The organism is Niameybacter sp., assembly GCF_036655075.1.
Taxonomy (GTDB): domain Bacteria; phylum Bacillota; class Clostridia; order Lachnospirales; family Cellulosilyticaceae; genus Holtiella.
Genome location: NZ_JAVVQU010000016.1, coordinates 32,628 through 56,017, shown reverse-complemented (window position 1 = coordinate 56,017; position 23,390 = coordinate 32,628). Strand labels below are relative to the sequence as shown.

20 protein-coding genes are annotated in these 23,390 nt (G+C 35.0%); 13 read left to right on the top strand and 7 right to left on the bottom strand.

Annotation, left to right across the window (positions count from 1 at the left end; translation table 11 throughout):
- Nucleotides 1-428: 428 nt before the first annotated feature.
- Nucleotides 429-2,492, top strand: coding sequence for a YgiQ family radical SAM protein (locus RRY75_RS06325; RefSeq protein ID WP_332492066.1), 2,064 nt, complete (start codon nt 429-431; stop codon nt 2,490-2,492).
- A 51-nt stretch (nt 2,493-2,543) separates the two neighbouring features.
- Here RRY75_RS06325 and RRY75_RS06320 read toward each other — a convergent pair whose 3' ends face one another.
- Nucleotides 2,544-3,752: a L,D-transpeptidase gene (locus RRY75_RS06320; protein ID WP_332527890.1), complete on the bottom strand. Its 1,209-nt coding sequence runs from the start codon at nt 3,750-3,752 to the stop codon at nt 2,544-2,546.
- 164 nt (nt 3,753-3,916) lie between these two features.
- Between RRY75_RS06320 and RRY75_RS06315 the strand changes: the two genes are divergently transcribed.
- Nucleotides 3,917-4,321, top strand: coding sequence for a DUF2871 domain-containing protein (locus RRY75_RS06315; protein WP_332492062.1), 405 nt, complete (start codon nt 3,917-3,919; stop codon nt 4,319-4,321).
- Between the two features lie 103 nt (nt 4,322-4,424).
- Here RRY75_RS06315 and RRY75_RS06310 read toward each other — a convergent pair whose 3' ends face one another.
- Entirely contained in the window at nt 4,425-4,991 is a 567-nt protein-coding gene (locus tag RRY75_RS06310) for a TetR/AcrR family transcriptional regulator (RefSeq protein ID WP_332492060.1), read from the bottom strand.
- A gap of 419 nt (nt 4,992-5,410) precedes the next feature.
- On the opposite strand from RRY75_RS06310, the gene RRY75_RS06305 reads away from it, so the two are divergent.
- Nucleotides 5,411-6,454: a peptidyl-prolyl cis-trans isomerase gene (locus RRY75_RS06305; protein ID WP_332492058.1), complete on the top strand. Its 1,044-nt coding sequence runs from the start codon at nt 5,411-5,413 to the stop codon at nt 6,452-6,454.
- Between the two features lie 173 nt (nt 6,455-6,627).
- A complete protein-coding gene (locus RRY75_RS06300) occupies nt 6,628-8,700 on the top strand; it encodes a serine hydrolase (RefSeq protein WP_332527889.1) in 2,073 nt (690 codons plus the stop codon).
- 86 nt (nt 8,701-8,786) lie between these two features.
- Here the strand turns inward: RRY75_RS06300 and RRY75_RS06295 are convergent, their stop codons facing one another.
- Complete coding sequence (locus tag RRY75_RS06295) at nt 8,787-10,448, bottom strand: glutamine--tRNA ligase/YqeY domain fusion protein (protein WP_332527888.1); 1,662 nt, start codon at nt 10,446-10,448, stop codon at nt 8,787-8,789.
- A gap of 119 nt (nt 10,449-10,567) precedes the next feature.
- On the bottom strand, nt 10,568-10,714 hold the full coding sequence (locus tag RRY75_RS06290; RefSeq protein ID WP_332492053.1) for a hypothetical protein: 147 nt from the start codon (nt 10,712-10,714) through the stop codon (nt 10,568-10,570).
- Nucleotides 10,715-11,258: 544 nt separating this feature from the next.
- On the opposite strand from RRY75_RS06290, the gene RRY75_RS06285 reads away from it, so the two are divergent.
- Entirely contained in the window at nt 11,259-12,365 is a 1,107-nt protein-coding gene (locus tag RRY75_RS06285; RefSeq protein WP_332527887.1) for a C39 family peptidase, read from the top strand.
- Nucleotides 12,366-12,513: 148 nt separating this feature from the next.
- Here RRY75_RS06285 and RRY75_RS06280 read toward each other — a convergent pair whose 3' ends face one another.
- Complete coding sequence (locus tag RRY75_RS06280; protein ID WP_332492050.1) at nt 12,514-12,666, bottom strand: hypothetical protein; 153 nt, start codon at nt 12,664-12,666, stop codon at nt 12,514-12,516.
- A gap of 173 nt (nt 12,667-12,839) precedes the next feature.
- On the opposite strand from RRY75_RS06280, the gene nadD reads away from it, so the two are divergent.
- From nadD to buk, 5 genes are all read left to right on the top strand, one after another.
- Nucleotides 12,840-13,505 (top strand): nicotinate (nicotinamide) nucleotide adenylyltransferase, encoded by a 666-nt coding sequence (nadD, locus tag RRY75_RS06275; protein ID WP_332492048.1) that lies wholly within the window; start codon nt 12,840-12,842, stop codon nt 13,503-13,505.
- A gap of 33 nt (nt 13,506-13,538) precedes the next feature.
- Nucleotides 13,539-14,270 (top strand): NAD(+) synthase, encoded by a 732-nt coding sequence (nadE, locus tag RRY75_RS06270; RefSeq protein WP_332492046.1) that lies wholly within the window; start codon nt 13,539-13,541, stop codon nt 14,268-14,270.
- A 68-nt stretch (nt 14,271-14,338) separates the two neighbouring features.
- Nucleotides 14,339-14,779 carry a GNAT family N-acetyltransferase gene (locus tag RRY75_RS06265; RefSeq protein ID WP_332527547.1) on the top strand — a complete coding sequence of 147 codons (441 nt, stop codon included), beginning with the start codon at nt 14,339-14,341 and terminating at the stop codon, nt 14,777-14,779.
- 66 nt (nt 14,780-14,845) lie between these two features.
- Nucleotides 14,846-15,463, top strand: coding sequence for a uridine kinase (gene udk, locus RRY75_RS06260; RefSeq protein WP_332492042.1), 618 nt, complete (start codon nt 14,846-14,848; stop codon nt 15,461-15,463).
- A 107-nt stretch (nt 15,464-15,570) separates the two neighbouring features.
- Nucleotides 15,571-16,638 (top strand): butyrate kinase, encoded by a 1,068-nt coding sequence (buk, locus tag RRY75_RS06255; RefSeq protein ID WP_332527546.1) that lies wholly within the window; start codon nt 15,571-15,573, stop codon nt 16,636-16,638.
- 89 nt (nt 16,639-16,727) lie between these two features.
- On the opposite strand, the gene fba is transcribed toward buk, so the two are convergent.
- Both fba and RRY75_RS06245 read right to left on the bottom strand, forming a co-directional pair.
- Nucleotides 16,728-17,591, bottom strand: a complete 864-nt coding sequence (fba, locus tag RRY75_RS06250) for a class II fructose-1,6-bisphosphate aldolase (RefSeq protein ID WP_332528336.1) — start codon at nt 17,589-17,591, stop codon at nt 16,728-16,730.
- A 285-nt stretch (nt 17,592-17,876) separates the two neighbouring features.
- Nucleotides 17,877-19,220 carry a YjiH family protein gene (locus RRY75_RS06245; protein WP_332492035.1) on the bottom strand — a complete coding sequence of 448 codons (1,344 nt, stop codon included), beginning with the start codon at nt 19,218-19,220 and terminating at the stop codon, nt 17,877-17,879.
- Nucleotides 19,221-19,460: 240 nt separating this feature from the next.
- On the opposite strand from RRY75_RS06245, the gene RRY75_RS06240 reads away from it, so the two are divergent.
- The 3 genes from RRY75_RS06240 to RRY75_RS06230 all read left to right on the top strand — a co-directional run bounded on the left by RRY75_RS06240 (nt 19,461) and on the right by RRY75_RS06230 (nt 23,375).
- On the top strand, nt 19,461-20,198 hold the full coding sequence (locus RRY75_RS06240) for a tRNA threonylcarbamoyladenosine dehydratase (RefSeq protein ID WP_332492033.1): 738 nt from the start codon (nt 19,461-19,463) through the stop codon (nt 20,196-20,198).
- Nucleotides 20,199-20,493: 295 nt separating this feature from the next.
- Nucleotides 20,494-23,088, top strand: a complete 2,595-nt coding sequence (locus tag RRY75_RS06235; RefSeq protein WP_332492031.1) for a heavy metal translocating P-type ATPase — start codon at nt 20,494-20,496, stop codon at nt 23,086-23,088.
- 26 nt (nt 23,089-23,114) lie between these two features.
- The gene (locus RRY75_RS06230) at nt 23,115-23,375 is read left to right on the top strand and encodes a metal-sensing transcriptional repressor (protein WP_332492030.1); all 261 of its coding nucleotides are present in this window, start codon (nt 23,115-23,117) and stop codon (nt 23,373-23,375) included.
- Nucleotides 23,376-23,390: the final 15 nt, after the last annotated feature.

The window sequence follows — 23,390 nt, the reverse complement described above, 5'->3', positions numbered from 1 at the left end:
GAGAGCACCTGCCTTACAAGCAGGGGGTCATAGGTTCGAGCCCTATAGCGACCACTAAAAAAAATCCTCTAGGCTTATTGAATAATAGGTCTAGAGGATTTTTGTATTTCTTTAACTAATATAACGTTAATAAATAGAATACAAGAAACTTATTATTAAGCATTTAAAGTATACTTCATTTGTGCATAGGCAATACTTAAGTATCTGAAACATATAGAATAAAGTGGAAAGGAACTTGATTAAGTTCCTTTTTTCATAAAAAAATGTTATTATACAAGATAGCTTATATTATAAATGGTATTGTTATAGATAAATGTAAGTAAATATTTAATTAAGTTATAGATATTTTAATATTAAAGTATAGAACTTAATAGGTAAGACTGCTATTAGTAAACTATACATAATGATAGAGAGGAAATATAAACCTTATGAGCGAAAAAAAGTTTTTGCCAATATGTAGAGAAGACATGATAGAAAGAGGTTGGGATGAGTGTGATTTTGTACTTGTAACAGCTGATGCCTATGTAGATCACCATAGTTTTGGTACTGCAATTATATCACGTGTATTAGAAGCTGCTGGTTACAAAGTAGGCATTATTGCTCAACCAGATTGGAAGACAACAGAGGACTTTATGAAACTAGGAAAACCAAGGCTTGCCTTCCTTGTGAATGGAGGAAACATGGACCCTATGGTAAATCATTACTCTGTATCTAAGAGAATGAGAGAAAAGGACCTTTATTCACCAGGTGGAAAAATGGGACTTAGACCAGACCGTTCAACTATTGTATATTGTAACAAAATTAGAGAAGCCTATAGAGATGTTGATATTGTTATAGGTGGGATTGAAGCAAGTCTTAGACGTTTTGCACATTATGACTACTGGAGTAATAGTGTCCGTAAATCTATTCTAGTAGATAGCGGTGCAGACTTACTTATATATGGAATGAGTGAAAATCAAATTGTAGAAGTTGCCCATGCTTTAAATGATGGATTACGTGCCAAATATATTTCTTTCATTAATGGAACATGTTTCTTAGTAGATGACAAAGATTATGTGTATGACTATGTAGAAATTTCTTCATTTAAAGAAGTGAGTGAGGACAAAATAAAATATGCACAAGCCTTCAAAGTGCAGTATCAAGAACAAGACCCTGTTACTGGAAAAACCATTCTTCAACAACATGGCAATAAATATCTAGTACAGAACAAACCAGCTATGCCACTCACAAGAGAAGAATTAGATCAAGTGTATAGCTTACCATATATGAAAACATACCATCCAATTTATGAAAAAGATGGTGGGATTCCAGCTATTGAGGAAGTTAAATTTAGTATTGTAAGCTCTAGAGGGTGCTTTGGTAGCTGCCATTTCTGTGCTTTAACATTCCATCAAGGTCGTATTGTTCAAAGTAGAAGTGAGGACTCTATTCTACAAGAGGCAGAAGAGATGACTGAGTTACCAGACTTTAAGGGGTATATTCATGATGTAGGTGGTCCTACAGCTAACTTTAGAGGACCTGCATGTTCTAAGCAGCTTAAAGCTGGAGTATGTAAACATAAAGAGTGTTTAGCACCAACTTTATGTAAGAATATGGATGTAGATCATAAAGAGTACTTAGGTGTGCTTAGAAAACTGAGAGAAATTCCTAAGGTTAAGAAAGTTTTTGTACGTTCAGGCCTACGCTATGACTACATCATGGCTGATAAAGATGATACATTCTTTAAAGAGCTTATTGAACACCATGTAAGTGGTCAACTTAAAGTAGCTCCAGAACATATTTCTGCTAAGGTACTTAAGTATATGGGTAAACCAGCGGGTAAAACTTATGACAAATTCAGAGAGAAATTCTTTAAAATAAATGAACAACTTGGAAAGAAACAATATATTATTCCATACCTTATGTCTAGCCATCCAGGTAGTACACTAGATACAGCAATTGAGCTTGCTGAATATTTAAGGGATATCCACTACCAACCAGAACAAGTACAAGATTTTTATCCTACACCAGGAACATTATCTACAACTATGTTCTATACAGGCTTAGACCCAATGACAATGGAAGAAGTCTATATACCACGTACTAAAGAAGAGAAAGCGATGCAACGTGCTCTTCTTCAATTTAGTAATCCTAAAAAGTATGATATTGTCTATGCTGCATTAGTTAAAGCAGAAAGAGAAGATCTTATTGGACATGGTCCTAAATGCCTTATTCGCCCTCGTGAAGATCGTTTTAGTAGAGGTGGATACAAAGGCCAAGGAAATGGTCGTGGGCAAGGTGTGGGCAATAACCAAGGTGCTAAAAAGGGTCAAGGTGCAGGTAAAGGCCAAGGTACGGGACGTGGGCAAAATGTCAAAGGTGCAAGTAAGGCCACAAGTAAAATAACAGGAAATAGTACTAATAGAGGACCAGCTAATCAACAAGGTAAGTCAATGAATAGTACAAGTTATAAAGGGACTAGAACAGCGGGGAAATCTGCAAAAAGAAAATAACTTTAATATAAAAAGAAGGCTATCACGTGTTGAGAGAGCCTTCTTTTTATATTAATCGATTAAAACAGTGGTGCCATTTATCATATTGTTATAGAACCATTCACTATGCTCTACAGAAAGACGTATGCAACCAGCAGATGCACGTTGCCCAAGATCCCCTTTACCTTGGAGCAAGTAACTTCCACTCTTGTCGAACATAACAGAGTGATAGAGATAAGTTGTACCGATAAAGCCAAAAGCATTTTTGCAGCGATAGCCTTTTTCAAGACCAAAATAGGGAACTTTATGAGTTAGTGCAAAAGAACCTTTAGGGGTTGGAGAAGAAGTTTTACCTGTAGAGCATAGGAAGTGTTTAATAAGCTGCCAGTTTCCTTTAGAGCCTTCAAAAATAAAAGTGCTTTGTAAATCAATATTAGTCCATACAAGGTAAGGTGTTTTACTAGAGAGTGATTTTGTGTTGACTGTAGATTCAGCCCAAACTAAAGTAGCAAAATCAATGGGATCACCTAAGTCTAAATCAGCCAGTAAGTTCATTCGTGTATAGTTGTCAAAAAGAAGGCCATTTGTTTGTCCGAACATACTTTCATTAGTATAATTCAACTCTCTGCCTGTAGCACTTTTGATTAATGTGGTGATGTAGCGTTTATTATTATGGAGTGTGTTGGTTGAACGAGAAAGAGTTTCTAATGGTGCTACATCATAGTGACTAGGCTGCATAATAAAACCATTATCCCAGTATAAGTCGATAAGGGATATAGAAATGGGCGTTGGAAGATTGTTTTCAATTAAATTAGCAGTTGCAGTAATATGTAGAGGTTCTTTGGGCGTCATTTTATAAGTTGTATCATTTATTTCTATATGAAAGAGTTGGCGTAATGCACCAATAGGAATAAGGACATTACCCTCACAAATAATCCCATGAGTCTTAAATCCATCTATCCATATTTCAGCATCATATACAGTATAGGGCTTTGAAACTAAAGTAAGAGTAGATGTGTCAGATAATAAAATCTGGTTAGGCCTATGAATCGTGATCTTACTAGTTAGTTGATCATAGTCAACAGGAAATCCTAGTTGACGGAGTGTAGAAACGGGAATGTAATCTAATTCTAATGCAGTATAGGGTGTGACTTTTTGACTTTCAAATTCTAATTGAATGGAAGCGGAAGAAAGTGTACCGAGTATAGAAGTAGGTTCACTTGCACACAAGGATGTAGTAAATAAAAAACAGAAGAAAATAACTAGATAAATTTTTTTCATATAGACACCTCTTTGGAATTGTTATTTTATTGCTTATATATATTGAAAGAGGGTTTTAATTATACGTTGTACAGTATTAAGATTATTTTACAGTAGAAATTGCAATAAAACATGATATAATAGAGTATAGTAAAAGATAATAATTATAAATTAAGGAGTATGCAATGAAAAAACATTATAATGCAGCAATGATTTATTTGTTTCTAGGATTAAGTCTAGGGGTATTTTATAGAGAGTTTACTAAAATAGTAGGATTCGAAGGACAAACGATATTAAGAGGTTTACATACACATGTACTAGTACTTGGATTCATTTTCTTTATGATTGTTTTACTAGTAGAGAAAAGTTTTAATTTAAGTAATTTAAAGCAAAGTAAGGCGTGGTTTATCTTTTATCATATTGCCTTTGGTGCTACAATTATAACTATGTTAGTAAGAGGTATCTTACAAGTTCAGGGATTAGATATGAATGGTCTAAGTCATATGGCTGGCCTTGCCCATGCTTTAATGGGGGGGGCACTAATTTGGTTTACTATTTTAGTAGGTAAACTTGTAAAAGCACAATCTTAATAGTATAGAAGCATAAATAAGGATATTGCATAATAATTCTCCTTATTAGTTGAACGTTGTTCATTTAATGAGCTGTAAAAATCATATCTTAAGTAAGATATGATTAGGGAAGTAAAATACGTTTTAGAATTAGATCAAAGTATTCATAGTCTCGCTGATTATTTTTGAGCATTGAAATAAAGTTAGAGAAAATAAATTCGAGTAGACGCTTCTTACCTAAAGTAACATAAACTGTGGCATCAAAATGAATATGGTGACTTTCAATAAGTTCTTCAAAAATATTTAGAAAGTGTTCCATATAGGCCAGTTCTTTAGCTTTTCCTTGTTTTTTATGTAAGTCCGGTAAACTAGATAAATCTTTTAACCAAGACCCTCGAAACTGTTCTAAATAGTTAAACATGTAGAAGTATAGTACCTCAAGTTGTTTGAAAAAGTCTAGGCTAGAGTCATAAGCATGATGAAATTCTCTAAAGCAGTCATTCCAAAAATCTTCAATAATAGCAATCGTTAAATCCATTTTAGTAGGAAAATAGTTATAAATGGTACCTAGTGCAATATCACACTCTGAAGCGACTTTGCGCATATTAAGAGAAGCAATGCCTTCAGTATGTGCAAGCTTTGAGGCAGTTGATAAAATAAGTTCCTTTGGATTTTCAATAATACGGGACATATTCTCACCTCTTTAAATGAACTATGTTCATAGCATAAAACATCTAAGGGCCTACGTCAATAGCTTTTACATATATTTGAAAAATATAAAGGTATTTACTAATAAAAGAACAGTATAGAATAAGGCGTATATAACAGATACTAACAAGGCACACAGTAAGCACATAACAAAAAAGAACTATTTAAGATAAACAGGAGGTAGACATCCGGTCTATTAGAAAATAGTTCTTTTTATTTAATCCGATTAGTTTATTAGCATAAATAATACATTAAAGTATTTATTGTAAAAATAGTATAGCATAATTAGAAAAAAACAAGTATCATAGAATAGGATATCACAAAGTATATAAATTTTATTTATATGTTGTTAAGATTTTTAAGATATAATAAAAATAATTAAAACACATAGGGAGAATTGAGATGAAAAAATTTAAGAAACTTGTGGCCATTCTTGGACTTGCAACAATGACTATGGCTGCTGTAGGTTGTAACTCTACAGAAGCAAAGCCATCAGAAGGTGCTGCAACAGAACAAAAGACACAAGAGGATAAAGATAAGGAAAATGCAGAAGCAGAAAAAATTATCGTAGCAAAAGTAAATGATCAAACGATTTCTCTTGCAGAGCTTAATACAGAGCTTGTATACCTTGAACAAATAATGATGATGCAATTTGGTCCAGAATTCAAACAAAATGAAGAGGCAATGACTTACTATAAAGAGCAACAAAAACTTATTTTAGATTACTTAGTAGAATCTAAATTAGTGGTTCAACAAGCAGATGAAAATGGTATTAGCATTACAGATGAAGAAATCAATGAACAAATTGAACAAATCAAAGCAGCTAATGGGCTTACAACAGATGAAGCATTTACTACAGCACTTTCACAACAAGGTATGACACCAGAAAGCTATAAAGAATTTGTAAAAGAAAGCTTAATCATTGCTCAAACAATGGAACAAGTTACAAAAGATGCAGCAGTTAATGAAGATGAAGCAAAAACTTACTATGAAGAAAATATTGCAAAATATACAACAGCAGCAGGTGCAAATATGGCACATATTTTAGTTGCAACAGAAGATGAAGCTAAAAGTATTAAAAAGGAATACGAAGAAGGTAAAACCTTTGAAGAACTTGCTGCTCAATACGGAACAGATGGAACAAAAGATCAAGGTGGGGCATTAGGATTTATTCCTTATAACTCTACACAATATGATGCAGACTTCTTAGCAGGTGCAAAAGACCTTAAAGAAGGTGAAGTATCAGGTCCTGTTAAAACACAATTTGGTTATCACCTAATCAAAACGACAGGTTTAACAGATGAAGTAGTAGCACCATTTGAAGAAGCTAAAACATCAGCAGAACAAGCTGTATTACAAGAAAAACAATATAAATTATTTGAAGCATATATCAATAGTGTTAGAGAAAAAGCAGAGATTGAAATCTTCGAAGATAAATTAAACTAAGTTATAAATGTAGAGGTAGACTGCCTGAGCAGTCTGCTTTTTATATTGAGTAAAAATGCTATAAGAATTCAATAAAAATAGATTAACTAAGAAAATACAAGATACTTAAGAAAAAATTTATATTTATAGGTTATAATAGAAGAGATAGCAATAAATAGAAAAGGGGCAATGTCATGAAGAAAAAGTGGATAATAAGTTTAGCAATGTTACTTGCATTACAGGTTATGCCTACACAAGTACTTAAAGCAGAAGAGATTAATACATCTATAGGCCAAACACAACAGGCAGACCCAGCACAAATGATACAAACAAAGGCAAAAATGCATGCAACTATGCTAGGGGCTACAAGTTTGCAATATGCTTTGATTGATAATGGAGAAATCGTTTTTTCTGGAACAGAGGGGGTATACAGTAAAACTGAAAATGGTTCATTAGATGCACAGACAATGTATGGGATTGGTTCAACAAGTAAGATGTTTACAACAGCTGCTATTATGAAATTAGTAGAAGAAGGCAAAGTAGACTTAGACCAACCAGTAACAACCTACATACCAGAGTTTGAAATGAAAGATGAAAGATATAAGCAAATTACAGTGAGAATGCTCTTAAACCATTCATCAGGTTTAATGGGTTCATCGTTCAATGATGCTTTCTTATTTGAGGATGCTGATACTAAAGCGCATGATCAATTACTTGCACTTTTAAAAGAGCAGAGATTAAAAGCAGATCCTGGTGCATATTCTGTGTATTGTAACGATGGATTTACATTAGCAGAAATAGTAGTAGAACGTGTAAGTGGTATAGATTTCACAACATTTATCCATACATCATTCACAGAACCTTTAGGACTTAACAATACGAAGACACCACAAGATACATTTGATCAATTACAGTTGGCAAAGACTTATAACCCAATGAATCAACAAGAAGTATTAGCAGATAGCGTAAATGTTATTGGGACTGGTGGTATCTATTCAACAGCAGAAGAGCTTTGTAAATTCGCGGAGTTATTTATGAGAGGTAATGAAAAGTCATTAACACTAGAGACACAAGTTGCTATGGAAAACTTTGAAGCTAGCCAAGGTATGTGGCCAGAGTCAGGAGACAATAGTGTTGCATATGGATTAGGATGGGATAGCATGCAAGTTTACCCATTCAATGAATATGACATTAAAGCATTAGTAAAAGGTGGAGACACACAGCTTTATCATGCGAGTCTAATAGTATTACCAGAGCATAATATGGCAGCCGTGGTTTTATCTTCAGGAAGTGCAAGTACATACAATCAAATGTTAGCAACGGATATGTTGTTACAACAATTACAAAGTAAAGGTGTTATTGAAGAAGTTAAACCTGTGCAAACACCACAAGCACCTGTGTTAGCAACAATGCCAGAAGATTTAATACAAGACAGCGGGATTTATATGAATAATATGAGTGCCTTTAAGGTTGAGATTACTACTGAAGGTGCATTAAACTTAGAGATGTGTAACGTACCTGCAACGAAACAAACCTTTAACTACACACAAGAAGGTAACTTTGTAGGTGCTGATGGAGCAAGGGTTGAAGTAGTTGAAGAAACAAATGGAGAGAAATACTTATGGGTGAGAGGAAATGCATCTATCCCTGGGATAGGTACATTACCTGTGTCTGAGTATCAACTCCAAAAAGTAGAGCCAAATCTTGTACCTGAAGAAGTTATGAGTGCATGGAATAAGAGAGTGGGAAGGGTTTATTATTTGGCGAATGAAAAGTATAGTAGCCAAATGTATATGCAATTACCAATAACATACATAGGCTTCAATCCTGAGGCACCAGGCTACATAGGTACAAATAAAATTGTAAGTGAAACAGAAGCTGTAGCACATGTACAAATTCCAGGAATGGGTGGACGTGACTTATCAGATATTACGATGTATGAAGTAGATGATATGGAATACATGAAATATGGTGCATCTATTTTCGTAGATGGAGCAAGTGCAGTGGAGCTTGCAAATGTAAAAGAAGCGATTTGTACTATTGGTGAAGAGGGTTATACAAGATGGTTTAAGGTGCCAAGTACATTAGCAGGAAAAACAATTACATTAACTATTCCAAGTCATAGTGCTGTTATGGTATATGATCAAAATGGAATGAATGTAGAAAATACTTATTTAACAGGAAACATAGAAATTACATTACCTGAAGGTGGAACAGTAGGGTTTGTAGGAGAACAAGGTACTCAATTTATTTATAAATTGAAGTAGTTTAGAAGAGCATATATTTTATTTAGAAGACAATCAAAAGCCTAGGTCCTGGAGGACCTAGGCTTTTATAAAATGGAAAGGAAACGTTAACCAAGTTTAAAAGAGCTTTTAAGTGATACGATACGGTTGAACACAAGGTGTTCAGGTGTAGAGTACTTAGAATCTGCAGTAAAGAAACCGTGACGTACAAATTGGAATTTATCTGAAGGTTGAATACCTTGACTTCCTGTTGACTCAATGAAACCTTTAACTGTTTCAAGAGAGTTTGGATTGATTTGTTCTAAGAAGTGTTTGCCTTCATTTTCAGGTAGATCATCTAAGATAAGTGGCTCAAATAAGTTGAAGTCACATGGAACAGCATCACTTGCATTTACCCAGTGAATTGTAGCTTTAACTTTACGTCCTGTAAAGCCAGAACCGCTCTTAGTCTCTGGGTCATAAGTACAGTGAATTTCTACTACGTTGCCAGATTCATCTTTAATAACGTCGGTACATTTAACAAAGTAAGCACCTTTAAGGCGTACTTCATTACCTGGGAAGAGACGGAAGTATTTCTTAATTGGTTCTTCCATGAAGTCTTCTTGCTCAATATAAATTTCGCGAGAGAATGGAACAAGGCGAGTACCAGCTGTCTCATCTTTAGCATTATTTTCAATTTCAAGCATCTCCACTTGGCCTTCTGGGTAGTTAGTAATCACAAGTTTAAGTGGTTTCATAACTGCCATAAGAAGTGGTGCTTTTGGAAGAAGGTCTTCACGAAGGAAGTAGTCAAGCATTTGGCTATCTACTGTAGAGTCTGCCTTAGATACACCGATTTCACGACAGAATGTACGAATGGCTTCTGGGGTGTAACCACGTCTTCTAAGACCTGCAATAGTTGGCATACGAGGGTCATCCCAGCCATCAACTATATGCTCATCTACAAGTTGTTTAAGTTTACGTTTACTCATAACGGTGTTTGTCATGTTAAGACGAGCAAACTCGATTTGGCGAGGTGCACTTTCCATCTCACATTCACGAACAAACCAGTCGTAGAGAGGTCTATGGTCTTCAAACTCTAATGTACAAATAGAGTGTGTAATACCTTCGATAGCATCTTCTAATGGATGAGCAAAGTCATACATTGGGTAGATACACCATTTATCACCTGTGTTATGGTGTGTAGAGTGTGCAATACGGTAGATGATAGGGTCTCGGAAGTTAATATTTGGTGAAGACATATCAATTTTTGCACGAAGCACCTTAGAGCCATCTGGGAAATCACCATTTTTCATGCGTTCAAGTAGATCTAAGTTTTCTTCTATGCTACGATCTCTATATGGACTTGGTCTACCTGGTTCACTAAGTGTCCCACGATATTCACGCATTTCTTCTGGTGTAAGGTCACATACATATGCTAAGCCTTTTTTGATAAGAAGAATTGCTTTTTCATACATAGTATCAAAGTAGTCAGACGCAAAGTAAAGGTTATCCCAAGCAAACCCAAGCCATTTGACATCTTCCTTGATAGATTCAACGTATTCTGTATCTTCTTTTACAGGATTTGTATCATCGAAACGAAGGTTTGTTTGGCCCTTAAATTCAGCGCCTAAACCAAAGTTAAGACAAATTGACTTTGCATGGCCAATATGAAGATAGCCATTTGGTTCTGGAGGAAAACGTGTAATAATCTCTTTATGCTTGCCGCTTTCAAGGTCATCGATAACAATGTTTTTAACAAAGTTAGATGAATTTATTTCATTTGACATAAGAAGTACCTCTCTAATCTTCAAAAAGAATTCATTTGTGTATATTATCTCTATTTTAATCCAATACCCCAAAAAAATAAAGGGCAAAAGCCCTTTGGAGTAAAAAATTTATGAAGAAATTAATCTTTATGAGCGGCACAGCGCTTGCAAACCTTGATTTTGTTTTTATCCCATAGAAGTTTTACGCGAGGTCTGCTGCAAAGTGGACAAGTACCACGCCAGTTTTTTTCTTTTTTGGCCCAAGGACCTCTTTTATTTTTTGCCATTTTTTATCCCCCTCTTTTGAAACAAGTTTATATGTTAAATATATTAAAGCTAGGACAAGATTATACCGATTTAAAAATAAAAATGTTAAATTAATCCGTTTTAGGAATCAATAAGCTCTTATAAAAATCATAAAACTACTTATACTAAGAATGTAACAAAGCATTAAGTTACACATTTTTCAAACCGTTAAACAGACGGATTTAAAGGGAGTAGAAATTACTTGTAAAGTAAGGTTTGCTTCAAAATCCTCACTTTGTTGCCTAAGCAATAGGAGTGAAACTATGTCATGGAGGGATTGAATGATGGCTCATACACGTTCAGCAATGAAAGATATGGTTAGAGATGTAAAACGCGTTATGAAAAAGACAATTAGAAAGTTCAGTTAAACGTACTCTCCCTAAAAAAAGAGGAAGCAATTAGTTATTAAGACTAATTGCTTCCTCTTTTTTATACTACTGTGTAAATTAGTTTGCAAAAAGCCTGAAATTCAGTATAATAACAGTATTGGAATTTTATGGTAAAACCTATAAAGGAGTTAAGGGGATGAAGAGAAAAAATAAGATAGTAATTATTTGCTTTTTACTAGTTAGCATACTCTGGAATTCAATGCTATTTGCAAATCAACGGGTGATGATAGAAGGGGTACCGATTATAAGTCAAAAACCAGAGCTACCAACAGGGTGTGAATTAACGGCACTTACCATGCTGCTACAATATCATGGTGTTCAGGTATCTAAGGAGCAGATTGCAAGAGAGGTAGTGAAAGTGCCTGTACCTTATACAAGTAAAGGCAAGTTATATGGAGGAGACCCAAGTAAAGGATTTATAGGGGATCCTTTTAGTAGAAATGGCTTTGGAATTTTTAAAGATGGCATTTTGCCTATAATAGAAAAGTATTTACCGGGTAGAGGTGAAGATTTGAGTGGCGGAGACTTTAGTCAGGTCTATCAAGCATTAGATGAAGGGAAGCCTGTTATACTATGGACTACTATAGGAATGCTTAATGTAGATAGCAAAAAAACATATTGGACAACGCTAGAGGGCAAGACAATCGAATGGAAGACAGCGGAACATGCTATGGTAGCAGTGGGATATGATGATGAATATATCTATCTCAATGACCCTTATGTAGGCCAACAAAGAAAGTATAAAAAGCAAGTTGTCATCAATAGATGGTCTGAAATGGGTAAACAAGCTGTGACTATTAAGGCAAGTAAGGCACTTCCAAAGGTTGAAGTGATTACAACACAAGATGCTTTAATAGAAGACATTACATATATCAATCTATTAACAGTAGATGAACAAGGTACATGGATACAAGCAAGAATGCTGCCAAATTTATTTGGGTCGACCCATGTAAGTTATGATGAAAAAGTGGCATCGGTAAAGATTAATGTTAAGATTAATGGAGTAGAATCTGAACCATTCAAAAGTATTCAACTTGATTCTAAACTCAATCAAGCTATTCCTAAAGTGGAAGCAAATCAGTATATAAGTGAAATGCTACTATCACCATTAGATAAAGACTTAGTAACTTACAATGCACAAGGAAAACGTGTAGAAATGGTTTACAAAATAATTGAGGGAATTACTTATGTAAATAAAGAATGGGTTGAAGGTTTTTATGAGACAGTCATAAAGATAAAATAGAAAATCATACTTAATTATTTTAGGAAGTTCTAATAATAAAAGCTCTATGAAACTAGAAATACAATGAGTTTCATAGAGCTTTTATTATTTAATCAGGGGACTGTTCATTTTATAAGAAGTATAGCATTGCGCTATACCTTCTCATAGATTAATTAATGTGCTGACTTTGAAAACCTTCACGATGTATAGAATGTTTCTTGGCATTAGGATTATGATTTTGTGCCTCTGCAGTAAGTGGTGTTTGATTGTTGCATTTTTTCATGCGTTTTTGTTTATTATCTATTTGACTATCTTTAGGCATCGTCGAGTCTCCTTTAGAAAATAAATTTAATATGAAACTATTATTAGCATGGATTTTGACACCTATTTCTATACTGGAAATATCAGATAAGAGAATTGAAAAAGAATGAAAGAGAAGATACTTACACATAGTAATAGAAGAAAAAAACTAAATATTAAATGAAAGGTTAAAGAATGAAACAAGTGATAGTGGCTTTTGGAGGCTCTTTTAATCCACCTACCAATTCACATTTTTCTTTAGCAGAACAAATCTATTGCAGTTTTGAACAAGTGGATTGCGTGATGTTTATACCTGTGTCAGATTTATACCCTAAAAAAGACTTATTAAGTGCAGAGTATAGGATTAAAATGCTCCAACTAGTCTGTGAGCGAAATCCCTATTTTAAAGTATCAACTATAGAAGCAAGGGCACCTATCTTACTTAATAGCATTGAGACATTAAGAAGGTTACAAGCCTATTATAAAGACCATGAAATTTGGTTGACGTTAGGGTCAGATAACCTTAAAGTACTTACTTCTTGGCCTGGTTATCAAGAAATTCTAGAAAAGTTTAGATGTCTTGTTTTAGAAAGGTCTGAAGATAAAGTCGATGAAATTGTAGCAGGTAATCCTATACTTAAACAATATAGGGATAGATTTATCAAAGTAAAAGAAAGTATTCATAGTGATGCGAGTGCCACCTTACTTAGAAATAAGCTAAGAGAAGGCAAAAGTATACGTTATATGTTACCCGATGAAGTTTACTTTTATATAAAGGAAAAAGGCCTCTATACAATTATAGAAACCGCACATAATAAAATTGGGAAAAATGATACACTATGGTATAATGAAAATAATTAAAACGATAAAGCTAATAGAGAAAGGATAATAAATATGAGTACAAAAGCATTAGAACATAGACTAAACTGGATTCGTGAACACGTTCAAGCATCAGGGTGCAAAGGGGTAGTTGTTGGAGAAAGTGGTGGGAAAGACTCTGCTACAGTTACAGCACTATGTGTACGTGCATTAGGTAAGGAAAATGTAGTTGGTATTAGTATGCCTTGTAATTCATTATCTACAGATATGGACCATGCCAAGCTTGTGGCAGATGCCTTTGGCATTAAGTTAATAGAAGTAAATATTGCAGGAACGTTTAATACACTTAAAGATACAATACAAGAAGAACACGAATTAAGTGATTTAGCAGTAGCTAATATTAAACCACGTTTACGTATGACCACGCTTTATGCAGTAGCACAGACACTGAACTATTTAGTAGTAGGAACTGATAACTTAAGTGAAATGGTTATGGGTTACTTTACAAAATGGGGTGATGGGGGTTATGACTTTAACCCATTAAGTGACTTAACTATGCAAGAAGTATTAGAACTTGGAAGAGAACTTGATGTACCAGAGCCTATTTTAACAAAGGCGCCATCCGCAGGACTATGGGAAGGACAAACCGATGAACTTGAAATGGGCGTAACTTATAAAGCTATTGAAGAGTACATTAAGACAGGTACAACTGAGCCAGAGTCATTAGCAGTTATTGAAAAAACAAATCGTAGAACACAGCACAAGCGTGAGATGCCATATATGTATAAAGGCTATACTGAAGATTAATAAATATTCCGTCCTTCTTATGATATAGGAAGGGGGGTGGCTATATAGGTAAAAGGGAGAGAAGAAAAATGACGTGGGAAATTAAACATTTTAATGACTTAACGCCTAAAGCACTTTATGACCTGATTAAACTAAGACTTGAAGTTTTTATCGGAGAACAAGGTTGCTCTTATGAGGATTTAGACGATAGAGATAAACAAGCCTATCACGTCTTTCTATACGATGCGGATAAAGTCGTAGCCTACTGCCGTATTTTAGATGAAGGTGTAGCCTATGAGGAGCACTCCATTGGACGTGTCTGTGTACACAGCAATTATAGAAACCAAGGTTTAGCAAGAGAAATGATGAAGTATGCAATGCAATTTGTAAAAAATCAAGATTGTACACATCAGATTAAAATATCTGCCCAAAGTTATATTATTCCTTTTTATGAAAGTTTGGGATTTGAAAGTATATCAGAGTCATACCTAGAAGAAGGCATTGAGCATAGGAAGATGAAATGGAAATAACAAGTTATGGAAAGTCAACATAACGTATGTTATGATAGATGAAAAAGTTATTAAGTGGAGGAGACTATGGAACATATAATTGTACTTGGTATGGCTGGAGGAACAGGTTCAGGCAAAACAACTTTAGCAAATAAAATCAAAGAAGCTTTTGGTGATGATGTTGTCATGCTCTGTCATGATTATTACTATAAATCCAATTCAAATTTACCATTTGAAGAGCGTGTAAAGCTTAACTATGACCATCCTAATGCATTTGATACAGATTTAATGATTGAGCATATTCAGAGGCTTAAAGATGGGGAAACTATTCAACATCCTGTATATTCTTTTGTAAAACATACAAGACTTGAGGAGTCCATTAAAGTAAAACCAGCTAAAGTTATAATTGTAGAAGGCATTCTGATTTTTGAAAATCAAGAGCTTTGTGACCTTTGTGATATTAAAGTATTTGTAGATACGGATGCAGATGTACGCATTTTACGTAGATTAATTAGAGACGTAAAAGATAGAGGAAGAGACATAGACTCTGTAGTAGACCAATACTTAAATACAGTTAAACCAATGCATGAGCAGTTCGTAGATCCTAGTAAGAAAAAAGCAGATGTGATTATTCCTGAAGGTGGATTTAATTCTGTAGCCTTAGAAATGCTTTTAGAAAGAATTAGGACTTTCATCAACAGATAATACAGTTGTATAGTGTATATAAGAATGATACAAGCTTATACTATCCCTTAATAGACACTTTTAATAATATGAAATCGACTAGAATGAACTAGAGGAGAAAAATGATAATGCGTAATTATAATATTCTAACAATTAATCCAGGATCAACATCAACTAAAATAGCTTTATTTAAAAATAATGAGCTTAGCTTTGAAGAAGTATTAAGACACCCAGCAGAAGAGTTAAATGCTTACGCAACTTTATTAGATCAATATGAATATCGCAAAGAAAAAATTGAAAATTTCTTAAATGAAAAAGGAATTGAACTTGGTGGACTAGACTCTATTTCATGTAGAGGTGGTCTAATTGGGCCTATTCCAAGTGGTACTTATACGATTAATGAAGCACTATTTGAGAGACTTTCTACAGATGTTATCCATGCTTCTAATTTAGCTGGTATTATTGGTTACAATATGGCAAAAGAACTTAACATTCCTGCATATATTACTGATCCAGTAACAGTGGATGAAATGGCACCCATTGCAAAAGTAACAGGTATTCCTGGTGTGGAAAGAAAAAGTAAATTCCATGCACTTAATCAAAAAGCTGTAGCAAGACGTGCAGCTAAACAATTAAATAAACGATATGAAGATGCGCAATTAATCGTTGTTCATATCGGTGGTGGGATTAGTGTAGGCGCACATCAACAAGGTGTTATTGTAGACGTAAATAATGCAATTGATGGGGATGGCCCATTAGCACCAACTCGAGCAGGTTCTGTTCCTGTAGAGTCTATAATTGATTTATGCTTCTCTGGTGAATATAAAAGTGCACAGGAATTCAAGGAATTTGTTGCACAACGTGCAGGTCTTACAGCGTATCTTGGAACAAGTGATGTAAGAGATGTACAAGACATGATGGATCAAGGTAATGAAGAAGCAAAAATGCTTTATGAAGCAATGGCATATCAAATTTGCAAAAATGTAGGTGCGATGGCAACAGTACTTAAAGGAAAAATAGATGGTATTGTTATTACTGGTGGAGTAGCGTACTCAAAACAATTTATACGTTTACTTAAAGAGCGCATAGACTTTATTGGTGACGTTATTGTTATTCCGGGTGAAGAAGAAATGTTAGCTTTAGCAGAAGGTGCACTTCGTGTACTTAAAGGTGAAGAAGAAGCAAAGACTTTATAATAGATAGAATTCAATAGCTTAAAGTAAGTACTAAAGCAAAAAATACCCTTGTAGAATATTCTACAAGGGTATTTTTATAAAAGAAAGAATTAAGCTTGGTTAACTGAACCGAATAATTCCATTTTTTCTTTAACAGTTGCTTTGATAGCTTCGAATCCTGGTCCTAATAATTTACGAGGGTCGAATCCTTTACCTTCTAAATCTTTACCAGCTTCGATATATTTACGTGTAGCTTCAGCAAATGATAATTGGCATTCTGTGTTAACGTTGATTTTAGCTACACCTAAAGCGATAGCTTTTTTAATCATATCTTCAGGAATACCTGTACCACCATGTAATACTAATGGCATTTCACCTGTAACATTAGCAATGTCTGCTAATGCTTCGAAAGCTAAACCAGCCCAGTTAGCTGGGTATTGACCATGAATGTTACCGATACCAGCAGCAAGCATAGTTACACCTAAATCAGCAATAGATTTACATTCGTTAGCATCAGCGATTTCACCAGCACCAACAACACCATCTTCTTCTCCACCGATTGAACCAACTTCAGCTTCTAATGAAAGACCTTTTTCACTTGTTAATGCAACAAGTTCAGTTGTTTTAGCGATATTTTCTTCGATAGCGTAGTGTGAACCATCGAACATGATTGAAGAGAAACCAGCAGCCATAGCAGCTTTAGCACCTTCGTAGCTACCGTGGTCTAAGTGAAGAGCAACTGGAACAGTAATGTTTAATTCTTCGATTAAACCGTTTACCATACCAACGATAGTTTTGTAACCACCCATGTATTTACCAGCACCTTCAGATACACCTAAAATAACTGGTGAGTTATTTTCTTGTGCTGTTAATAATACTGCTTTTGTCCATTCTAAGTTATTGATGTTGAATTGACCTACAGCGTATTGACCAGCGCGAGCTTTATTAAGCATTTCTTTTGCAGAAACTAACATGATATTACCTCCGTAAAATAGGATATTCTAATTTAGAGAAAGCCTAATAGAGACTATTAAGTTTCTCTATCTTCCATTATTATACCCTAAATGTCAAGTTGTGAAAATATAAACTAACAATTTTAATATACTAAAAATGTAAGGAAAAATAAGGATTCAATAGTTAAATTGGATAAGAGAAGTATACTAATTAAGTTAAATAATACTAAAAAAATGAAATAATCATGGCGTAATCACATAAAAGAGGTAGCATCTATATAGTATAGATGCTACCTCTTTTATACTTTAGAACAATAAGTGAGCAATTAGTGCAATAATTGGAAGTGTCACTAAAGTTCTTTGAATGAAGATAATGAAGAGCTCTTTTAAGTTTACTGGGATTTTAGAACCAAGTAAAAGTGCCCCAACTTCTGATAAGTAGATAAGTTGTGATACAGAAGTACACGCTACTACAAAACGAGTCATATCAGAAGAAATTTCAGAAGCTAAGATAGAAGGTAAAAGCATATCTGCAAAACCAGCCATTAGTGTACTTGATGCAGCCATAGCCTCTGGAACGCCTAAAACTGCAAGTATTGGGTAGAATGGTAAGCCAATAATTTTAAAGAATGGTGTGTATTCTGCAATAATAAGGGCAATGGTTCCAACACCCATTACGATAGGAATAACAGCAAACCACATATCAATTACATTTTTAACACCATCTTTTAAAATACAAGTTGTGATGCTTTGGTGTTCTGCTTTCTCAATAGCATTTTTGAATCCGAAAGAAAAAGCATTATGCCCCTTAGGAAGGGATTCTGTAAGATTTGGTGTAGTCCCATCGATGAGACGATCCTTTTTCTTAGCTAAAGGCCCAAATTTAGGAACGATGATTGCAGCTACAATACTTGCAAGGGTTACTGTTAAGTAGAATGGAATAAACATATGGCTAAGCCCTACTGTTTCTGCAATAACAAGTGTAAAAGTAATGGATACAAGAGAGAATGTGGTTCCGATTACACATGCTTCTCTTTCTGTATAAAAGCCTTCTTCATATTGTTTGCTTGTAAGAAGTACACCGATTGTACCATCACCAAGCCAAGAAGCCATACAGTCAATAGCTGAACGTCCTGGTAATTTAAAAACTGGACGCATAACTTTTACAAGTAAAGAACCTACAAATTCAAGTAACCCAAAGTTAAGTAAAAGTGGAAGGAAAAGACCTGCAAAAAGGAAAATTGTAAAGAGAATAGGAAGAAGGTCAGCTAAGATAAGCCCACCAGTTAATTCTCCATAGATCATTTCTGGTCCTACTTGGAATACTGCACAAGTTAAAAATACAACACTTAAAAGACGAATAGCTACCCAGATAGGTGTGACATTAAAAAGTGTATTTAAAAACTTGTTGTCCATAATAAATGCAGGTTTTATACATTTTGTAACAAGTGTACCAATACCTGTAATAAGTGTAATACCAAGTAAAATGGCTGGTAGTAAAGTGTTAAGTTGTCCTTGAAGCCACTTAGATAAAATAGCAACAGGGATAGTAATGCCTCCATCTACAGAAAAAGGAATCATAAATAAGAAAATCCCAATAAGTGATGGGACAATAAATTTTATAATAGAACTAGTCTTATATGATTTCAAAGTTATTTCCCCTTTATAAATTAAATTATGTTAAGTTTTACACTGTAATATTATAAAATAAAGCTAATAAAAATGCAATAATTAATTTGCATAAATATGTATAAAAATGAGAGCTTTAGGTATGCCTAATAAATTTTAGAAGCGACCTAGTGTGGAAAGGGACTTCTTGTTATAATAAGAAAGGACTTAATCAAGTTAAATAGAAACCTTAGATCGGTTAAAATAAAGGAGATATAAAGTATGTTACATGCTTTCCAAAGAACAGAGATGCTACTTGGTAAAGAAGCACTTGAAACTTTAAAAAATAGTACAGTAGCTGTATTTGGTATAGGTGGAGTAGGTTCTTATACAGTTGAAGCACTTGCAAGAACAGGTGTAGGCAACTTGGTCCTTATTGATAGTGATACCATTTGTGTATCTAATATCAATAGACAAATTCATGCCAATACGACTACTGTAGGACAGGCAAAAGTAGAAGCTATGAAAGAGCGTATTTTGCTTATTAATCCAGAAGCTCATGTCATCACACATGAAAAACTCTATAATGCAGAAACAGCAGAAAGCTTACTGAGTACTGAATATGACTATGTGGTAGATGCTATTGATATGGTAACTTCTAAAATTGACCTTATTGTAAGATGCAAAGAAAAGGATATTCCTATTATTAGTGCAATGGGGGCAGCAAATAAGCTTGACCCAACACAACTAGAAGTCACGGATATCTATAAGACCAGTGTGTGTCCATTAGCAAAAGTTATGCGTCATGAACTTAAAAAGCGTAGAGTAAAGAAATTAAAGGTTGTATACTCTAAGGAACCAGCCCTTACCCCAACTCAACCAGAACCAACAGGTGAAGCACCAACACCAGGTACATGGACAAGAAGACAAATACCTGCATCGGTTGCCTTTGTACCATCTGTATCAGGACTTATTATAGCAGGTGAAGTGATTAAGGAATTAATCGGTTATAAAAAATAAGAATAAAGCATTTAAAAGGGACACGCGCAGAATGGCACGTGTCCCTTTTTTATTTAGGGTTTATGCCTTTTCATTAATGGAATAAAAGTTATTTTTATGTGTAAGGAATTTCACTGTCATCATTACTTTAGAATGGGTATGAACTTATCTTTTGACGGACAAAATAAATCTTCTAAGGATAAAAACGTGTATAGAACAGGTTAGTGGGTATAGATAAAAGCGCTTGACAGATTATGTAGAACGGATTAGACTAATCTTAAAATAACCCCCCTATAGGGGGAGGGTAGGTGGAGAAATGAAAGAACAAAAATTTAAAATAAGCGGTATGACTTGTTCAGCGTGTGTAGCACATGTTGAAAAGAGTGTAGGCAAGCTTGGAGGTATTGATAAAGTAAATGTAAATCTCTTTAACAATACCATGCAAGTAGCCTATGATGCCGATAAGGTAGATATAGTACAAATCATCAAGGCAGTCCAAAGTGGTGGTTATGATGCAGCGATAGAAGGAGAGAGTAAGCAAACAAATAGTTCTGCCACCAATCAAGTGGACCCTGTTCAAGCAGAAATTAAGGAGATGAAGAGGCGATTAATCATTTCCTTTATCTTTGCAGTACCGCTGTTCTATATTTCAATGGGACATATGATGGGATGGCCATTCTTAGAGAGCTTCCATGGGGTAGAGAATGCTTTAAGCTTTGCATTTACACAATTTTTACTTGCATTGCCAGTAGTCATGGTCAATAGCAAGTACTATAAAGTTGGATTTAGAGCATTTGCTAAGCGTGCATCTAATATGGATACACTGATTGCTATAGGTTCTTTAGCTGCATTGATTTACGGTGTTTATGCAATTTATAAGATGAGTTATGGCCTAGGTCATGGAGACTTAGAAATGGTTAAACACTACTCCATGGATTTATACTTTGAGTCTGCGGCTGTCATACTTGCGTTAATTACACTCGGCAAATTCCTTGAGACACGTGCTAAAGGCAAGACATCTGAAGCAATTAAAAAGTTGATGGACTTAGCGCCAAAGACAGCGCTTGTTATACGGGATGGTGAAGAAGTAGAAATACCTATAGAAGAAGTTGTAGTGGGTGACCCAATACGTGTAAGACCAGGGCAAAGTATACCTGTAGATGGTGTGATTATAGAAGGAAAGTCTTCTGTAGATGAGGCAATGCTTACAGGAGAAAGTCTTCCAGTAGAGAAAAAGGTAGGCGACAAAGTTATTGGGGCGAGCTTAAACAAAACAGGGACTTTCATCTTTGAAGCGGTACACGTAGGAGGAGATACAACGCTTTCTCAAATTATTAAGCTTGTGGAAGATGCCAGTGGGTCTAAGGCACCTATTGCTAAGTTAGCGGACCAAATTAGTAGTGTCTTTGTACCTGTTGTTATTGTTATAGCCATTATAGCTACTTTAGCATGGTTGATAGTTGGTGCACCTTTTGAATTTGCGTTATCTATTGGTATATCTGTGCTCGTTATTTCTTGCCCATGTGCTCTAGGACTTGCGACACCTACAGCGATTATGGTTGCTACGGGAAAGGGTGCAGAGCACGGTATATTGATTAAGTCTGCAGAAGCATTAGAAACTCTCCATAAGGTAGATCGTATTGTACTTGATAAAACAGGTACAATTACAGAAGGTAAACCTCGTGTAACGGATATTATTACAAGACCAGGACTTGAAGAAGAAGCTTTTCTAGTGATGGCGGCTTCGGCCGAAAAACAGTCTGAGCATCCTCTTGCAGAGGCTATTGTACAAGAAGCTGAAAAAAGAAATTTAACATTAAAAGCAGTTAGTCAGTTTCAAGCTTTAGTAGGACAAGGTTTAGAAGTAGTAGTCGAGCATACAAAGTTATATATAGGGAATGCTAAACTTATGCAAGCACAAGGTATTGATATTGAAGCCTTCGAACAACAAGCTATTGATTTGGCACAGCAAGGTAAGACGCCACTCTACTTTGCAGATGAAAAAGGGCTTCTTGGAGTTATTGCAGTTGCAGATACTGTGAAGCCAACAAGTGCGCTCGCCATTTCTGAAATGGAACAAATGGGTATTGAAGTTATCATGCTAACAGGTGATAATAAAAGAACAGCTGAAGCGATTCAAAAGCAACTGGGGCTTACAAAAGTTATTGCAGAAGTGCTTCCACAAGATAAAGAACAAGAAGTCCGCAAATTACAAGAAGCAGGTCACGTGGTGGCCATGGTTGGAGATGGCATCAATGATGCACCAGCACTAGCAAGAGCAGATGTAGGTGTAGCGATTGGAGCAGGAACAGATGTAGCTATTGAGTCTGCAGATGTAGTCCTTATTAAGAGTGACTTACTAGATGCAGTATCTGCAGTTGCCTTAAGCCGTGCAACCATTAAAAATATTAAGCAAAACTTATTCTGGGCATTCTTCTATAATGTTGTAGGGATTCCATTAGCAGCGGGTGTATTCTATACTTTATTAGGGTGGAAACTTAATCCTATGTTTGCGGCAGCAGCAATGAGTTTAAGTTCTGTTACTGTTGTAAGTAATGCTTTAAGATTAAAGTTTTTCAAACCTAAAGCCCATGGATTACAAAATCAAGTAAGTGAAATAGGTCATAAACAAGATCATAGTGGAGTGCATCAAATAGTTGCCACACAAGTTATAAATCAACCACAAGAAGAGGAGAATAAAGAGATGACAAAACATATAGTTATTGAAGGTATGAGCTGTGGACATTGTTCAGGAAGAGTAGAAAAAGCATTAAATGCACTTGAAGGTGTAAGTGCAACTGTAGACTTAGAAGCAAAGACAGCAACGGTACAACTTTCAAAAGAAGTAAGTGACTTAGAGCTTAAGCAAGCAGTTGAAAAAGCTGGGTATGACGTAGTAAGAATTAACTAGAAATCAATAAGGATAGAGGGGTTCCTATGAAAGCAGATAAAGATAAGGTAGGTAGATACCTCAAAACGGCAAAAGGGCAAATTGAAGGGGTTTTAAAGATGATAGAAGAGGATCGCTATTGTATGGATGTTTCTAATCAATTACTAGCAGTAGAGGCCCTTCTAAAAAAGGCAAATAGAGAAGTACTTAAAGCTCACCTAGAACACTGTGTTGTAGAAGCAGTAGAAGACAATAAGTCACAAAAGATAGAAGAAGTATTAGGTATTATAGATAAACTAACAAAATAAGCTTGATAAGAAATA

What these genes read in the sequence shown, in the direction of transcription:
- RRY75_RS06325 (WP_332492066.1), top strand. Translation starts at nt 429, where the DNA reads ATGAGCGAAAAAAAGTTTTTGCCAATATGTAGAGAAGACATGATAGAA.
- RRY75_RS06320 (WP_332527890.1), bottom strand. Translation starts at nt 3,752, where the DNA reads ATGAAAAAAATTTATCTAGTTATTTTCTTCTGTTTTTTATTTACTACA.
- RRY75_RS06315 (WP_332492062.1), top strand. Translation starts at nt 3,917, where the DNA reads ATGAAAAAACATTATAATGCAGCAATGATTTATTTGTTTCTAGGATTA.
- RRY75_RS06310 (WP_332492060.1), bottom strand. Translation starts at nt 4,991, where the DNA reads ATGTCCCGTATTATTGAAAATCCAAAGGAACTTATTTTATCAACTGCC.
- RRY75_RS06305 (WP_332492058.1), top strand. Translation starts at nt 5,411, where the DNA reads ATGAAAAAATTTAAGAAACTTGTGGCCATTCTTGGACTTGCAACAATG.
- RRY75_RS06300 (WP_332527889.1), top strand. Translation starts at nt 6,628, where the DNA reads ATGAAGAAAAAGTGGATAATAAGTTTAGCAATGTTACTTGCATTACAG.
- RRY75_RS06295 (WP_332527888.1), bottom strand. Translation starts at nt 10,448, where the DNA reads ATGTCAAATGAAATAAATTCATCTAACTTTGTTAAAAACATTGTTATC.
- RRY75_RS06290 (WP_332492053.1), bottom strand. Translation starts at nt 10,714, where the DNA reads ATGGCAAAAAATAAAAGAGGTCCTTGGGCCAAAAAAGAAAAAAACTGG.
- RRY75_RS06285 (WP_332527887.1), top strand. Translation starts at nt 11,259, where the DNA reads ATGAAGAGAAAAAATAAGATAGTAATTATTTGCTTTTTACTAGTTAGC.
- RRY75_RS06280 (WP_332492050.1), bottom strand. Translation starts at nt 12,666, where the DNA reads ATGCCTAAAGATAGTCAAATAGATAATAAACAAAAACGCATGAAAAAA.
- nadD (WP_332492048.1), top strand. Translation starts at nt 12,840, where the DNA reads ATGAAACAAGTGATAGTGGCTTTTGGAGGCTCTTTTAATCCACCTACC.
- nadE (WP_332492046.1), top strand. Translation starts at nt 13,539, where the DNA reads ATGAGTACAAAAGCATTAGAACATAGACTAAACTGGATTCGTGAACAC.
- RRY75_RS06265 (WP_332527547.1), top strand. Translation starts at nt 14,339, where the DNA reads ATGACGTGGGAAATTAAACATTTTAATGACTTAACGCCTAAAGCACTT.
- udk (WP_332492042.1), top strand. Translation starts at nt 14,846, where the DNA reads ATGGAACATATAATTGTACTTGGTATGGCTGGAGGAACAGGTTCAGGC.
- buk (WP_332527546.1), top strand. Translation starts at nt 15,571, where the DNA reads ATGCGTAATTATAATATTCTAACAATTAATCCAGGATCAACATCAACT.
- fba (WP_332528336.1), bottom strand. Translation starts at nt 17,591, where the DNA reads ATGTTAGTTTCTGCAAAAGAAATGCTTAATAAAGCTCGCGCTGGTCAA.
- RRY75_RS06240 (WP_332492033.1), top strand. Translation starts at nt 19,461, where the DNA reads ATGTTACATGCTTTCCAAAGAACAGAGATGCTACTTGGTAAAGAAGCA.
- RRY75_RS06235 (WP_332492031.1), top strand. Translation starts at nt 20,494, where the DNA reads ATGAAAGAACAAAAATTTAAAATAAGCGGTATGACTTGTTCAGCGTGT.
- RRY75_RS06230 (WP_332492030.1), top strand. Translation starts at nt 23,115, where the DNA reads ATGAAAGCAGATAAAGATAAGGTAGGTAGATACCTCAAAACGGCAAAA.